The sequence below is a fragment of the Selenomonas sputigena ATCC 35185 genome (assembly GCF_000208405.1).
Lineage (GTDB): Bacteria > Bacillota > Negativicutes > Selenomonadales > Selenomonadaceae > Selenomonas > Selenomonas sputigena.
The window spans coordinates 609,327-624,660 of record NC_015437.1; the positions used below are offsets into that span (position 1 = coordinate 609,327).

The window sequence follows — 15,334 nt, forward strand, 5'->3', positions numbered from 1 at the left end:
AATTGCTTTGGGAGAGCGGCTGCTGCTTGATTGTACGCTGCGTGACGGCGGCTATGTAAACAATTGGGAGTTTGGCTACGATCGGATTGTAGAAATCTTTGAGCGGCTCGTAAGTTCGGGCGTGGAGTTCATTGAGGTGGGCTTCCTTGATGAAAAGAGCAGTTTCGACCGCGGGCGTACGGTCTTGCCCGACACGGCTTCCGTCAGCCGCATGTTCGAAGGAGTTTCCAAGGGGGACGCGCTCGTCCTCGGCATGATCGACTATGGCACCTGCAGTATTGAGCGTTTGGAGCCGTGCGAAGAGACGTTCCTCGACGGCATCCGCGTGATCTTCAAGGAATCTAAGATGGAGGCTGCCTTGAAGTTTTGCGCCGAGGTCAAGAAGCTCGGCTACAAGGTCTTTGCACAGATGGTTTCCGTAACGACGTATACGGATGAGAAGCTCGCCGAGTATGCGAAGCTTGTCAACGAGGTCATGCCCTATGCGACGTCGATGGTCGATACCTACGGACTGCTCGACGAGGAGCATTTGTGCCATATATACGGCATTCTGGACGCGAATCTCGACCCGCAGATTCGTGTCGGTTACCACGCGCACAACAATTTCCAGCTCGGCTATGCGAATGCGAAGCATTTTCTCTCGCTCGATTCGGAGCGCGGGCTCTTGGCGGACGGCACGCTCTACGGCATGGGAAAGAGCGCGGGCAATGCACCGCTGGAACTCTTGATGATGTTCCGCAACAAGAAGCAGGGTGCGCGATATGATGTCAACCAGGTACTTGAAGCGATTGATAATGTTATCCTGGACATTTATCAGAAACAGTACTGGGGTTATAACCTCTTTTTCTATATCGCTTCTTCCATGCATTGTCATCCGAACTATGTAAAGAACTTGATGAACAAACGAACGTTGTCGGTCAAGCAGATTCGTGATATCTTGAGCAGTTTGGAAGTGTCGAAGAGTCTTCTCTATGATGAGGCGTACATCGAGAAACTTTATCGTGAGTATCAGAGTATCGAGTGCGATGATTCGGCAACGCTTCGTCTCTTGACGGAAAAACTTTCAAACCGTCCTCTGCTCATCTTAGGGCCGGGACGCAGCATGGAGAAAGAACGCAGCAAAGTCGATAAGTTCATCGCGGATAAGAAGCCGATCGTGATTTCCGTGAATTATGCTCCGGAAGATATCGAGGTCACAGGCATCTTTCTCACGAAGGCAAAGCGTTATACGCAGCTTGTGAGCGACCTGCATCGCAGTATCAATAAGGGAAAACCGATTTTGGCGACATCGAATGTGACGAAGATCGCGGGTGATTTCCCCTATGTGCTGAATTACAGTTCCCTGATCGATAGGGATACGGAAATCATTGACAACTCTCTGATCATGCTCCTCAAAGTTCTGCTCCGCATGAAGGTTTCGACTGTCTCCTTGGCTGGATTCGACGGCTATTCCAAGAGAGCGAGCAATTACTTTGATGAGAGCAGGGAGTACAGCTTTGCCAAGAGCAAGGCCGATTATTTGAATGCGTATGTCAGAGATTTCTTGAACCGCATCAAGGATGAGATGACGGTGGACTTCATCACGAAGACGCGCTACGAATGGCAGGGAAAGGAAGGCGAGTGATGGGGCGGCTCGCGGAAAAGACCGCGCTCATCACGGGCGCGACCTCGGGCATCGGCCATGCGTCGGCGCGGCTCTTTGCCTCTGAGGGAGCGCATGTCATCGCCGTGGGCAGAGATGCGGAGCGCGGCGAGACGCTTGCCGCTGAGATTGAGAAGAAACATGCGGGGCACGTACGCTTCGTCTGTGCAGACGTGACGGATGCCGACGATGTGGCGCGGCTTCTTGCTGTTGTGCAGGAAGAGTTCGGACGGCTCGACATCCTCTTCAACAATGCGGGCATCTTCGTGACGCGGGCGATCGACGAGATTGACGATGCGGCGTGGGAGCGTGTCTTTCGCACGAATACGAAGGCGGCGATGGATATGACGGCGGCGTTTTTGCCGCTCCTGCAAAGAGCGAAGGGCGTGATCCTGAACACGGCTTCGATCGGCGGTCTTCCCTATCATATCGCGGGCAGCAAGACGTATCTCTACGCTTCGTCGAAGGCGGCTCTGATCCAGTTCACGAAGCTCTGTGCGCTGAACTTCGCGCCTGACGTGCGCGTGAACTGCCTCGCTCCCGGCATCACGGACACGCCGATCTATACGAATCGCGACTTCTCGCGCTTTTCGGGCATACCGATGGGGCGCGTCGCCGACGCTCTCGAAGTGGCGCGCGCAGCGCTCTTCCTCGTCTCGGATGAGGCTTCTTACATCACAGGCGCGGTGCTGCCCGTGGACGGCGGTGCATCGCTGAAGTAGCGGAGGTGCTTCATGAAGGTCAAAGTATCAGACTATATCGCGGATTTTCTTGTCAAAAAAGGCATCACGCACGTATTCACCGTCGTTGGCGGCGGTGCTATGCACCTCAACGATTCTCTCGGGCACCACGAGAAGATTACGTCGATATACTGCCATCATGAGCAGGCGGCGGCGATGGCGGCGGAAGCCTATGCGCGTGTCCATGGGCGCATGGCGGCGCTCTGCGTGACGAGCGGGCCGGGCGCGATCAATGCCTTGAACGGCGTTGCGGGCGCTTATCAGGATTCGATTCCGCTGCTCGTGCTCTCGGGGCAGATGAAATCCTCTCTGACGGTGCGGGCGAGCGGTCTGCCGCTTCGCACGCTGGGCGGACAGGAGTTCGACATCGTGTCAGCGCTTGATAATATGACGAAGTATGCAGAGATGATCACCGAGCCGCAGAAGATTCCCTTCGCGCTCGGAAAAGCGTATCACTTGGCGAAGAGCGGCCGCCCCGGGCCTTCGTGGCTCGATTTGCCGCTCGACATACAGGGAAGCTTCATCGACGACGACTTGCCGGGCTTCAAGGCTCATGCGCAGGAGGAATATGCAGACATTGAGAAGGCCGCGCATCATGTGCTGGAAAAGCTCAGAAGCGCCGAGCGTCCCGTGCTCTACGCGGGCAACGGCATCCGCCTCGCGGGTGCGGCGTCGCTCGTCGAGGAACTGGCGCAGCGCCTGTCAATGCCTGTCGTCACATGCTGGGACAGCATCGACCTCATCGCGACGGGGCATCCGTACTACTGCGGCAGGGGCGGCACGATGGGCGACCGCGCGGGCAACTTCGCCGTGCAGAACAGCGACCTTCTGCTCTCGATCGGCAGCCGACTGAGCATCTATCAGGTCGGCTACGACGTACGACTTTGGGCGCGCGCGGCATATACGATCGTCAACGACATCGACCCCGCAGAGCTCCAAAAGCCGACGATCCGCGTCGACTATCCCGTGTGTGCCGATGCGGCGGACTTCATGCGTGCGCTTCTCTCGGCGTCGAAGGAGGATGAGCCGAAGGAAAACGGGGCATGGCTCGCGCAGTGCCGCAGGTGGAAGAGCGAGTACCCCGTCGTGCGGCCCGAGCAGAAGGAAGCGGCGGGCAAGACGAACGTCTATGCTTTCATGGATGCTTTGAGCCGTGCGCTGCCCGAGGGCAGCATCACGGTCGTCACCAATGGGTCTGCGAGCGTCGTCGGCAGCCAGTCGTACTTCATCAAGGAGGGCAGCCGCTTCCTCATGAACTGCGGCATCTCGTCGATGGGCTACGGTCTGCCCGCTGCCGTCGGCGCAGCCGTCGCGAGCGGCGGGAGCGTCATCTGCCTTGAGGGCGACGGCAGCATCATGATGAACCTGCAGGAATTGCAGACCGTCGTCACGAATCGGCTGCCTGTCAAACTCTTCGTCATCAACAACAACGGCTATCATCAGATTCGTCAGACGCAGAAGAACGTCTTCGGCAATGCGCTCGTCGGCGTCGGCCCCGAGAGCGGCGATCTCGGCTTCCCGTCGTTTGAGCGAATCGCGCAGGCGTTCGAGATGCCCTACATCAAGATTTCTTCCAACGCGGAGCTGCACGAAAAGATCGCGCAGGCGCTCAGAGAACCGGGCTATGTGCTCACGGAAGTGTTCGTGACGGAAGAGCAGAAGTTCGAGCCGAAGTCCGCGACGAAGCGGCTGCCCGACGGGCGGCTCACGAGTCCCCCGCTGGAAGATCTCGCGCCGTTTTTGCCGCGCGAGGAGCTGGCACGCAATATGTATATCCCGCTCATCGAACCGGACGGAGGAAAAGCATGATCAACCTGCGCCATACAGGCATCTACGTCAGAGACTTGGCGCGCATGGCGTCGTTTTACCGCGAGGTCTTCTACATGCACGCGATATGCGAAAACGTCGAGCAGGAGGACGCGCTGCTTGCCGACCTCTTCCAGGCGGCGGGTGCGAAGGTTCGGATCACGAAGCTCATCACGGAGCAGGGAAAGGCGAGCGGCGTCGGCGATATGCTGGAGCTTCTGGAAGTCATCGTACCCAAAGGGCGGGAAAAGAAGACGAACTTGCCGATCGAGGCGGGGCTGCACATCGCCTTCGGCGTGCGCGATATGGAAGCGACTCGCATGGCGATTGCCGCGCATGGCGGCGCATGCGTGACGCGCGTGCACGATATGGGAAACGGCAACCTTTGCTGCTTCTGCCGCGATCCCGAGGGGAATTGGCTGGAGCTGATCGCGCGGCGAGATGCACAGAAGGAAGGCTTGAGTCCCGGCAGATGAGCGGGATTCGTCTGCAGCGAGATACGGGAAAGGAGAAGGCGGCATGAAGATCAAGTCGGCGTTCAAGGAATACAGCGTGGATTTTTGCAGGGATTTGTCCCTGCTGCAGGATTTGGCGGCGGCGAAGGACACGTTTTTTGTGCTCGACCGTACGGTTTACGAGATTTATAAAGACCGCCTGCCGGATTTGCCGAAGGAGCGATTCTTCCTGCTTGAAGCTGTCGAGGAGAAAAAGGATATGGCGGCAATGCTCGCAATCTGTGAGCGCATGACGGAGATGAGCGCCAAGCGCAATTCGCATCTCGTGTCCTTGGGCGGCGGCATCACGCAGGACGTCACGGGCTTTGTCGCCACGGCGCTCTATCGCGGCATTCGCTGGACGTTCTTCCCGACGACGCTCCTTGCCGCCTGCGACAGCTGCATCGGCGGCAAGTCGTCACTGAACTACAAGGGCTTCAAGAACCTTCTCGGCTCCTTCTATCCACCCGATGAGATCTTCATCTATCCCGAGTTTTTCCGGAGTCTCAGCCCGCGGGACTACTGCAGCGGCTTAGGCGAAGTCGTGAAGTTCAACGTCATCGCGGGCGCGGCGGGCATCGACGGCATGGAGCGCGATATGGAGGCGATTCTTGCGCACGATTACGAGAAGCTGCTGCAGTATGTGAGGACGTCGCTCGACTTCAAGCGCGGTTTCATCGAGGAGGACGAGTTTGATCGCGGCAAGAGGGTTCTGCTCAATTACGCGCACACCTTCGGACACGCCTTTGAGAGCGTCAGCTCCTATGAGATTCCGCACGGATCTGCCGTTGCGCTCGGCATGATGACGGCGAATGCGGTATCGGTCAAGCGCGGCTTCATCGAAGAAGCGTATGCGGCGCGTATCGCGGCGCTCTGCATGAAGATCCTCGCGCACATCCCCTGGCGCGAGGAGTGGTTCGCGCCTGCGGGCATCATCGCCGCCATTCACAAGGATAAGAAGCAGACGAGCGAGAGAATCACGGCAGTGCTTTTGAACGAAGCACATGAGCTCAGCGTCTATCGCGATGTTGAGGAAGAAGAAATCCGGCAGGCGCTTGCGTGTCTGCTGCAATATTGGAGGAATCATCGTGGAAAATGAAGTTGTGCCTTTTTCCGAGGCATATCAGAAGAATCGCCTGACACTGCGCGAGGTCGTGCCGCTCGCGGTACCTCTGTGCGTGTGCATCGAGCCGACGAACATCTGCAACTTCAAGTGCCTGATGTGCTGGCAGAGCACACAGGAATACACGAAGCACGGCGGTCCCTTCGGCAATATGACAGATGAGCTTTTTGACAAGCTCTTGGAAGATATGAAGGACTTCTGCCGCCATCAGGGCAAGAAGATCAAGCTCATCAAGCTCTACTCGACGGGTGAGCCGCTTTTGCACAAGGGCGTCTGCCGCATGGTGAAGAAGATCAAGGAAGCCGATGTCTGTCATGAGATGGAGATCACGACGAATGCGTCTCTTCTGACGAAGGAAGTGGCGGAGGAACTCGTCGATCTCGGACTCGACTACCTGCGCGCTTCCATCTACTCCGTGCGCACGGATGGACAGGCGCGCATCACGCAGTCGCGCGTCACGCCGCACGAGATTCGCGAGAACATCGCTTACTTGAAGAAGTACCGCGACGAGAAGGGCGCGAAGAAGCCCTTCATCTGTGCGAAAATCATGGACACGCACGGCGAGGAAAACGACGAGTTCTATCGCATGTACGAAGATGTTTCCGACGAGCAGCTGATTGACACGCCGTGGATTTTGCCGAAGCTTGAGGAAAATGCCCTCGACCGACTCTACGGCAGCGAGGAAAAGGGCGAGGAAGCGCAGGCGGCGTACTTGGAACAGGCGCTTTACAAGGAGCGCAAGGTCTGCCGCTATCCGTTCACGCACATGACGGTGCGCAGCAACGGCGACGTCGTCGTCTGCTGTACGGATTGGTCGCGCGACACCTTGGTCGGCAGCATCTGCGACAATACGCTGGAAGAGATCTGGAACTCGAAGAAGCTCTACGATTTTCGTTGTATGCAGCTGAAGACGAAGGGGGCGCACCATGCGCTCTGCGCAACGTGCGAAATTCCGCTGAAGGATACGAGCGAGGACAATCTCGACGATTTCCCTGTGGAGAAGCTCCATTATTGGGGGGAAGGCGATGGAAAGAAGAACGTTTCTAAATAGCCCGGTGCTCGACGAGGACATGCAGGACATCTACGCGCGTGGGCTGGATTGGCAAAAGCTCAGAGGCAAGACCGTATTGCTCACGGGTGCGACGGGAATGCTCGCGTCCTACGTCGCGTTCTTCCTCGTCTATCTGAACGAGGAACGCGCGATGGGGATGCGGCTGCTGCTCCATGTGCGAAACGAGGAAAAAGCGCGCGCACGCTTCGGCGAATACGCGGATGCGCCATATATCTCGCTTGTGCAGCACGATCTCAGAGAACCGTGGCAGATCGAAGGGGCGGTCGACTTCATCATCCACGCTGCAAGCCTCGCGAATCCTGCGTACTACAAGACGATGCCCGTCGAGGTCGCCGAGCCGAACGTGCTCGGCACATACTATCTGCTGCGCTTGGCAAGGGAGAAGAGGACGCAGTCCTTCCTCTTTTTCAGCAGCGGCGACGTCTACGGCAAGATGCAAGAGGGCGCGGGTGAGATCCACGAGGCGGACATCGGCGCGGCAGACCCGCTCGATCTTTTGAGCTGCTACGGCGGCAGCAAGCGCATGGGCGAGACGTGGTGCCGGCTCTTCTCCGTCGAATATGACGTGAACGCGAAGATCGCACGCATCGCGCACACCTACGCGCCAACGATGGATATTGAGAGCGATCCGCGCGTCTTCTCCTCCTTCATGAAGTGCGTTTCGGCGGGCACGGACATCGTCATGCACAGCGACGGCAGCGCCTGCCGCCCCTTCTGCTACATCGCCGATGCTGTTTCGGCGTTCTTTCTCATCCTCTTCGAGGGCGCGTCGGGTGAGGCGTACAACGTGTCGAACGACAGGGCGTTCTTGAGCATCCGCGAGCTTGCGGAAATCCTCGTGAAATTGCGTCCCGAACTGAGTTTGAAGGTCATCGCGAAGGAGCGGCCGAAGGGCGCGGCGTATCTGGAAAACAATTTCAACAAGGCGAACCTCCCCAGTGCCGACAAACTTCGAGAACTCGGCTGGCAATGCCGCTTCGACGCGGCAGCGGGATTCGCACGCGTCTGGCGATACCTGCGCGATGTGCAAACATCTTGCCAAGCGAGCGGAAAAAGGGTAGAATAAGGGAAAGACGGCAAGAAGGGGGTCATACGATGAAACACATCAAGACGGTCAACAAGCCGACGATGCAGAAGACGCTGAAGACGGGCGGCTGCGGCGAATGCCAGGCGTCGTGCCAGTCGGCATGCAAGACGTCCTGCACGGTGGGCAATCAGGTCTGTGAGAGCAGGAAGCAAGCGTGAAAAAAAGACCTCTTCCGTAAGGAAGAGGTCTTTTCTTCACGCTTCGCCATATATCTGGAGGAATTATGAAAGAGAGAATACATAAGTTCAAACAGGCGGACAGCTTCATCCTGCTTGATGTCAACAGCGGCGCCGTCCATGTCGTCGACGAGATGATCTACGACATCATGGACGTCTTCGACGGCGCGAATGATCGGGCGGTCGTCGATGCGCTCGGCGCGAAGTACCCGAGGGCGGAACTTTCCGAAGCGCTCGAAGAGCTGCACGAACTCATGGCGCTCGGCGAGCTTTTCGCGCCCGACATTGACGTGCCGCCGACGTTTTCCCAGAAGGGACTCGTGAAGTCGCTGTGTCTGATGGTCGCGCAGGACTGCAATCTGCGCTGCAAATACTGCTTCGGCGACGGCGGCAACTACGGCATGGAGCGTGCCGTCATGTCGCCCGAGGTCGGATGTCGCGCTGTCGATTTTCTCATCGAGGGTTCAGGGCCGCGCAAGCATTGTGAGATTGACTTCTTCGGCGGCGAGCCGCTCCTCAACATGAAGACGATTAAGAAAGTGACGGAGCATATAAGGAAGCGCGAGAAGGAGACGGGCAAGATCTTCAAGCTCACGCTGACGACGAACGGCATGCTCTTAAGCGATGCGAACATCGCGTGGCTCAACGAGAACGATTTTTCGCTCGTCCTGTCGCTCGACGGGCGCAGGGAGACGAACGACGCCATGCGTCCCGACATCGGCGGACACGGCACTTATGACCGCATCGTGGAGAACTTCCGAAGGTGTCTTGCGAGCCGCGCGGGCGGCGACTGGGACTATCGCGGCGTCTATACCTATCTTCGCGGCACTTACACGAAGCGCAATCTCGACTTTACCGAGGACGTGCTCTCGATGCACGATGCGGGATTCAATATTCTCTCGGTCGAGCCTGTCGTCTTGAAGGACAGCCCGCTCGCCCTCATGGAAGAAGATTTGCCGCGCATCTGCGAGGAGTACGACCGCCTCGCCGCCGCCTACATGGAGCGGCATCGCGCGGGCAGGGGATTCTTCTTTTTCCACTTCAACATGGACTTGTCAAATGGCCCTTGCGTCGCCAAGCGCCTCTCGGGCTGCGGCGCGGGTCACGAATACTTCGCCGTCGCGGAAAATGGCGATCTCTACCCGTGTCATCAATTCGTCGGCAGAAAGCGCTACAAGCTCGGCAGCATCTACGACGGAGTGACGGACGAAGAACTGCCGCCGTACTTTCGCGAGTCGCACGTCCTCAACAAGGAAAAATGCGCCGACTGCTGGGCACGCTTCTTCTGCAGCGGCGGCTGCCATGCCAACGCCGACCTATTCCACGGCGATATAAGAAAGCCTTACGAAGTCGGCTGCGAGATTCAAAAAAAGCGTCTCGAATGTGCACTCTACGTGCAGGCGCTGCTGGCACTGGAGAAGGAAGAACAGGTGCAGGCGACTGCTCTGTAGGTGAAAGAGAAATATGACGGGTGCATGGAGTTGAAAGACTTCATGCACTCTCTTTTTATGCAGCTAAAAGCAATGAACTTATTTTCCATATTGACAGAAGAAAACGACAGCTTTATAATAAAATAACAAAAGATAACAAAACATAAACTAAATTAACATCAAGGGGGCGCATATGATTTCGATCGACAGGAAGAAATTTATTCTTGACTACCTGCAGCAGAATGAAACGGTCACGAGCAGCGTCCTGGTGCAGGCGCTCGATGTCACGGCCATGACGATCAGCCGTGATCTCAAACAGTTGGAAGAGAAGGGTCTGCTTGTGCGCACGCACGGCGGAGCCATGCTGCCAAACTATCTCGTGGAGGAGACTTCGTATGCGAAGAAGAAGGTGCGTGATATCGAAGTTAAGCGGCGCATCGCGGAGGCGGCGCTGCGACAGATCCGTCCGGGTATGACGGTCTTCTTCGATGCAGGCACGACGACGTTCGAGATCGCTGACCGTTTGAAGAAGGCAGCGCCCGCTAATATCACGGTTGTGACGAACGATTTGCACATAGGTGCGCATCTGTATTCTCAAACGGAGATTCGCACCGTCCTCTTGGGCGGCGTCGTCTTGCCAGAGACAGGGGCCGTTGCGGGTGCCATGGCGACGGAGCAGCTTGTGCGTTACGGCATTGATCTCGCCTTTGTCGGCACGTCTGCTGTCACGGAGGACTTCTTCCTCGTCGTACCGACAGAGAGCAAGTGCGTGTTCAAGCGGAAACTCCTTGAGATAAGCGAGGTTTCTATCCTTGTCGCCGACCGATCGAAGTTCCGCAAGAAAAAGCTCTATAAGGCGGCTCATATGAGCGAACTGGATCGCGTCATCACGGATTATCCGTTTACGAAGACAGAGGTGAAGAAGGCGATGCCGCGTGGAGAAATCATCGCGATTTGATTGGCTTGCCAGAAAGGAGAAGATACGATGAAAGGCGTGATTGTCGCTGATGATCTGACAGGGGCAAATGCATCGGGTGTGCTCCTCAAGAAAATCGGACTCAGTGTGAGCAGTCTGTTTCGCCTGGATGGTGCGGCAGCGCACAAGGCGGATGTGCTGGCCTACTCGACGGCGAGCCGCGGATTATCCTCCGAGGAGGCTTTCCGACGTGTCAGAGAAGCCTTTTTGCAGTTGAAGTCGGGTGGTGAATTTTTCAACAAGCGCATTGATTCGACGCTGCGCGGTAATATCGGAGCGGAGATTGACGGGGCACTTTCCGCCTTGGGCGACGACTTTACGGCGATTGTCGTACCCGCTTATCCCGACTCGGGACGCATCGTCGCAAATCGAACGATGCTCGTGAACGGCATGCTTCTGACAGAGTCGGATGCGGGGCGCGATCCGAAGATGCCCGTTGCATCGGATGATGTTGTAGATCTTGTCGCGCAGCAAACGCGTCACGAGGTGCGATACTTTTCGTTGAAAGATTTGGCGCAGGACATAGGTCCGCTCGCTGCAGCCGTCAGTGAAGCGGCGAAGGCAGCTCGCGTTCTCGTCTTTGATGCCGTGCGCAATGAAGATGTGCAGAAGATCGCCAAAGCGGTGCTGCAGAGCGGCTGCCGCGTGCTGACGGTCGATCCCGGGCCCTTGACCATGCAGTTTGTGTACGAGATGCAGGTGAAGGAAAAGCGCGAACAGAAGGTTTTGCTCGTCATCGGCAGCGTGACGGCGACGACGAAGCGGCAGATTGCCGATTTGCTGCAAAAGAGGCGCGTATTCTTTGTCGACATGCGCGTGAAGGAGTTTTTCGAGAAGGAGCGGCGTGAGGCGGAAATTCGGCGGGTCGTCAATAAGATCTGCGATGCCGTAGACGCTGAAGACGTTCTCTTGCTGACGACGACGCCGCTTTCTGATGAGGGACATCTCGATCTCAAGGCGACTGCGAAGGCACTCGGTGTCACTCGGGAGGATGTGTCACGCATCCTTTCCGGCACATTGACCGAGGCTGCGGGCGAGATCTTGGAGAAGAGCGGCAAACTCGAGGGTATTTATTGTTCGGGTGGTGACATCACGATTGCTCTCTTGGAGAAGTTGGACGCCGACGGCATTGAGGTGCGTGACGAGGTTCTGCCGCTTGCTGTCTACGGACGCATTCTTGGCGGCCGCTTGCCGAAGCTGCGCATTGTGACGAAAGGGGGGATGATCGGCGGCGATGATGCGATCGGGCTTTGCTTGGAAAAAATCGCCAAGGATATTGCCCTTTGATGATTCTTGAAAGATAAAAGGAGTTGTGCGTATGGAAACGAATGTGATGGAAAAACCTCTAATCGGTGTGCCTATGGGCGATCCTGCCGGAGTCGGTGCGGAGATCACCGTCAAATCGCTGCTCGACAAGAAGGTGACGGATGTTGCGAGGGTCATCGTCGTCGGCGATAAGGGAACGATGGAGCAGGCAATCGGTGTCTGCGGTGTAAAAGCGCGCATCCATACGGTGGAGGAGCCTGCGGCTGCCCTCGATGAGGCGGGCGTCATCAATCTTATTGATCTCAAGAATGTCGACATGGCGAAGTTGAAGATGGGCGAAGTCCAGGCGATGTGCGGACAGGCGGCATTTGATTACATCAAGAAGTGTGTGGAGCTGGCGATGGCGCACAAGATTGATGCGATTGCCACGACGCCGATCAACAAGGAATCGTTGCGTGCGGCGAAGATTGACTACATCGGACATACGGAGATTCTTGGCGGACTGTCGAACTCGCGTGATCCGCTGACGATGTTCGAGGTCGACGAGATGCGCGTATTCTTCCTCACGCGGCACATGTCACTGCGCGATGCCTGTGACGCCATTACGAAAGAGCGCGTGCTTGAGTATATCCGCCGCTGCACAAAAGCATTGAAGCAGCTCGGCGTTGAGGGCAAGATGGCTGTCGCGGGACTCAATCCGCACTCGGGTGAGCATGGGCTCTTCGGTTGGGAAGAAGTCAAGGAGATTGCGCCTGCTGTGGAAGAGGCGCAGAGGGAAGGCTACGATGTCGTGGGCCCGATCGGTCCGGACTCCGTCTTTCATCAGGCTTTGCAGGGACGCTATCAGGCGGTTCTTTCCCTCTATCACGATCAAGGTCATATCGCGACGAAGACGTACGACTTCGAGCGTACAATCGCCGTCACACTCGACATGCCATTCCTGCGTACATCGGTTGATCATGGCACGGCTTTCGATATCGCCGGAAAGGGCATCGTGAGTGCCGTGAGCATGGTGGAGGCGATCCGCCTCGCAGCAAAATATGCCCCGAATTTCAAGCAGGGATGAACGGGGCAGTTCCGCAGAAGTAATGATTTTATGAACAAGGAGATGAATCCTCATGGCTGCAGAAACGCAAATACTCATAGGTCTTGGCTTTGGTATTGCCTGCTTGATTTTCATGATCATGAAGACCAAGATTCATACATTCTTGGCGCTGATCTTGGCAACCGTCCTCGTCGGTGTGATCGGCGGCATCGAGTTCAAGCAGATTGTCGCGAGCATCACGAAGGGTTTCGGCGGTACTCTCGGGAGCATCGGCATCATCATCGGCTTTGGCGTCATGATGGGCCAGCTCTTCGAGGTATCGGGTGCGGCGAAGCGCATGGCTCTGTGCTTTCTCAAGTTTTTCGGCAAGGGACGTGAAGAAATCGCTATGGCGTTGACGGGCTTCCTCGTCTCCATCCCGATTTTCTGTGATTCGGGTTTTGTCATCTTGACGCCTCTGGCCAAGGCGATTTCTACAGAAGCGCGCAAGTCGATCGTTTCCATCGGCATCGCGCTCGCCACCGGTCTCGTTATCACGCATACGATGGTGCCGCCGACCCCGGGGCCTGTGGGAGTCGCAGGCATCTTTGAAGTGAGCGTCGGATCCTTGATTCTCTGGGGACTCGTGCTTTCCGTGCCGATGCTCATCGGTCCTTTGCTCTTTGCGAAGTGGGCGGGCGAAAGGATTTGGCAGATTCCGACAGCGGATGGCGGTTGGACGCGTGACAGATCGTATACGGCATCGAACCAGGGAAGCAGCATCTACGATGACGCGCATCTGCCTTCGGCCTTCATCTCGTTTGCGCCGATCGTCGTTCCGATCCTTTTGATTCTTATTGGTACAGTGGCGGCTGCCATGGGGATGAAAGGGCCGATTGCCGATGCCATTCAGTTCTTCGGTACACCGGTTATTGCCGTCGGCATCGGACTTCTCCTGACGATCTATGGCCTGACGGGAAGTCTCGACAAGAAACGCGTGCTGGAGGAAATGGAAACAGGCATCAAGTCGGCGGGCATCATCATCCTCATCACAGGCGGCGGCGGCGCTTTCGGCATGTTGATCCGCGACAGCGGCGTCGGCACGGTTTTGGCCGAAGCCATGCTGCAGACGAGCATTCCTGCCATCTTGCTGCCGTTCTTCATCGCGACGATCGTGCGATTCATCCAAGGCAGCGGCACGGTGGCGATGATTACGGCGGCCTCGATCACGGCGCCGATTATCGCGAATCTCTCCGTGAACCCCGTCTTCGCGGCTCTCGCCGCCTGTGTGGGCTCGCTCTTCTATTCGTACTTTAACGACAGTTTCTTTTGGGTCGTCAACCGCTCCATCGGTATTACCGAAGGTAAGGAGCAGCTGCGCCTCTACTCTGTCGCCAGCACGATTGCTTGGGCTACCGGTATCATCGTGCTCCTGATTCTCAACGTGATGTTCGGTTGATATTTCTGTAGTTTTCATCGAAGTCTCCATGCTGCAGTTGATGTGGCATGGAGACCTTTATTTTAGCGTGAAATCCCAAGAGATCAAGCCGCAGCGCAGATCGATTGGCTAGGTTTCTGTAACGGCGCACAATGTCCGTAAAGTAGACTTTTGTGCGTGTAGTTTACTGATCATGTGTGGTATCTTGCAGGACGGCGAAGAAGTTGATGCCGCAGCAGTGAAACAGCCCATAGAAAAAGCGACCCTTGGGGAAAGGGTCGCTTTTTGGGAGTGGTCGGGGATTGGGGAAATCCCCTCTGGATAGTGGTTATGGGGTTTGAGAAGGTTTTAGAAAGCACGGACGAATCGAGAGCGTCGATGGGACGGACTCATCGTTATCCGTGATTTCTTTATGGGGAAGTTCCCGGGGCGGTTCAAGATCCCCGCCCCGAGGGAAAGTCATTACTTATTGCCGAAGTAGCGGTCGAAGAGACCCTTGAAGCCACGGCCGTGACGTGCCTCGTCCTTGCACATCTCGTGCACGGTGTCATGGATGGCGTCGAGGTTCAGCTGCTTCGCGAGCGTAGCGAGCTCCTTCTTGCCTGCGCAGGCGCCGTGCTCGGCGTCGACGCGCATCTTGAGGTTCTCCTTCGTGCTGTTCGTCAGAACCTCGCCGAGAAGCTCCGCGAACTTCGCTGCATGCTCGGCTTCCTCGAAAGCGTAGCGCTTGAAGGCCTCGGCGATCTCGGGGTAGCCCTCGCGGTCTGCCTGGCGGCTCATCGCGAGGTACATGCCGACCTCAGAACACTCGCCCGTGAAGTTCATGCGCAGGCCTTCGATGACCTTTTCATCCGCGCCCTTGGCGGCGCCGACATGATGCTCGTCCGCATACTGCATGTCGCCCGTCTGCTCGACGAACTTGGAAGCGGGCGCATGACAGATCGGACACTCTGCCGGAGCCTGGTCGCCCTCGTGAACATAACCGCAAACCGTGCAAACAAACTTTTTCATTTTACATTACCTCCCAAAATATCGTGGATGTTTTTCTTTTTCTTGGTAG

General features: G+C 56.7%; 14 protein-coding genes. 13 read left to right on the plus strand and 1 reads right to left on the minus strand.

What is annotated here, in order from left to right; all coding sequences use genetic code 11:
• The first annotated feature begins 7 nt into the window (after positions 1 to 7).
• The 13 genes from SELSP_RS02670 (at position 8) to SELSP_RS02725 (ending at position 14,295) form a co-directional block, all read left to right on the plus strand.
• Entirely contained in the window at positions 8 to 1,624 is a 1,617-nt protein-coding gene (locus SELSP_RS02670; RefSeq protein ID WP_013740609.1) for an aldolase catalytic domain-containing protein, read from the plus strand.
• Complete coding sequence (locus SELSP_RS02675) at positions 1,624 to 2,364, plus strand: SDR family NAD(P)-dependent oxidoreductase (protein ID WP_006193466.1); 741 nt, start codon at positions 1,624 to 1,626, stop codon at positions 2,362 to 2,364. Before SELSP_RS02670 ends, SELSP_RS02675 begins: the two co-directional genes overlap by 1 nt.
• Positions 2,365 to 2,376: 12 nt before the next feature.
• Positions 2,377 to 4,191 (plus strand): thiamine pyrophosphate-binding protein, encoded by a 1,815-nt coding sequence (locus SELSP_RS02680; RefSeq protein WP_006193465.1) that lies wholly within the window; start codon positions 2,377 to 2,379, stop codon positions 4,189 to 4,191.
• Positions 4,188 to 4,664, plus strand: a complete 477-nt coding sequence (locus SELSP_RS02685; RefSeq protein WP_006193464.1) for a VOC family protein — start codon at positions 4,188 to 4,190, stop codon at positions 4,662 to 4,664. Before SELSP_RS02680 ends, SELSP_RS02685 begins: the two co-directional genes overlap by 4 nt.
• A gap of 43 nt (positions 4,665 to 4,707) precedes the next feature.
• Positions 4,708 to 5,781, plus strand: a complete 1,074-nt coding sequence (locus SELSP_RS02690; protein WP_006193463.1) for an AroB-related putative sugar phosphate phospholyase (cyclizing) — start codon at positions 4,708 to 4,710, stop codon at positions 5,779 to 5,781.
• Entirely contained in the window at positions 5,771 to 6,856 is a 1,086-nt protein-coding gene (locus SELSP_RS02695; RefSeq protein ID WP_006193461.1) for a radical SAM/SPASM domain-containing protein, read from the plus strand. Before SELSP_RS02690 ends, SELSP_RS02695 begins: the two co-directional genes overlap by 11 nt.
• On the plus strand, positions 6,831 to 7,943 hold the full coding sequence (locus SELSP_RS02700; protein WP_013740610.1) for an NAD-dependent epimerase/dehydratase family protein: 1,113 nt from the start codon (positions 6,831 to 6,833) through the stop codon (positions 7,941 to 7,943). Before SELSP_RS02695 ends, SELSP_RS02700 begins: the two co-directional genes overlap by 26 nt.
• Positions 7,944 to 7,972: 29 nt before the next feature.
• On the plus strand, positions 7,973 to 8,122 hold the full coding sequence (scfA, locus tag SELSP_RS11865) for a six-cysteine ranthipeptide SCIFF (protein WP_006193459.1): 150 nt from the start codon (positions 7,973 to 7,975) through the stop codon (positions 8,120 to 8,122).
• A 65-nt stretch (positions 8,123 to 8,187) separates the two neighbouring features.
• On the plus strand, positions 8,188 to 9,591 hold the full coding sequence (gene scfB / locus SELSP_RS02705) for a thioether cross-link-forming SCIFF peptide maturase (RefSeq protein WP_006193458.1): 1,404 nt from the start codon (positions 8,188 to 8,190) through the stop codon (positions 9,589 to 9,591).
• 172 nt (positions 9,592 to 9,763) lie between these two features.
• Entirely contained in the window at positions 9,764 to 10,528 is a 765-nt protein-coding gene (locus SELSP_RS02710; protein WP_006193456.1) for a DeoR/GlpR family DNA-binding transcription regulator, read from the plus strand.
• Between the two features lie 27 nt (positions 10,529 to 10,555).
• Positions 10,556 to 11,833: a four-carbon acid sugar kinase family protein gene (locus SELSP_RS02715; RefSeq protein ID WP_006193455.1), complete on the plus strand. Its 1,278-nt coding sequence runs from the start codon at positions 10,556 to 10,558 to the stop codon at positions 11,831 to 11,833.
• 31 nt (positions 11,834 to 11,864) lie between these two features.
• Positions 11,865 to 12,878, plus strand: coding sequence for a 4-hydroxythreonine-4-phosphate dehydrogenase PdxA (gene pdxA / locus SELSP_RS02720; RefSeq protein WP_006193453.1), 1,014 nt, complete (start codon positions 11,865 to 11,867; stop codon positions 12,876 to 12,878).
• A gap of 52 nt (positions 12,879 to 12,930) precedes the next feature.
• Entirely contained in the window at positions 12,931 to 14,295 is a 1,365-nt protein-coding gene (locus SELSP_RS02725) for a GntP family permease (RefSeq protein ID WP_006193452.1), read from the plus strand.
• Between the two features lie 441 nt (positions 14,296 to 14,736).
• Here the strand turns inward: SELSP_RS02725 and SELSP_RS02730 are convergent, their stop codons facing one another.
• Positions 14,737 to 15,285, minus strand: coding sequence for an NADH peroxidase (locus tag SELSP_RS02730; protein WP_006193450.1), 549 nt, complete (start codon positions 15,283 to 15,285; stop codon positions 14,737 to 14,739).
• Positions 15,286 to 15,334 lie beyond the last annotated feature (49 nt).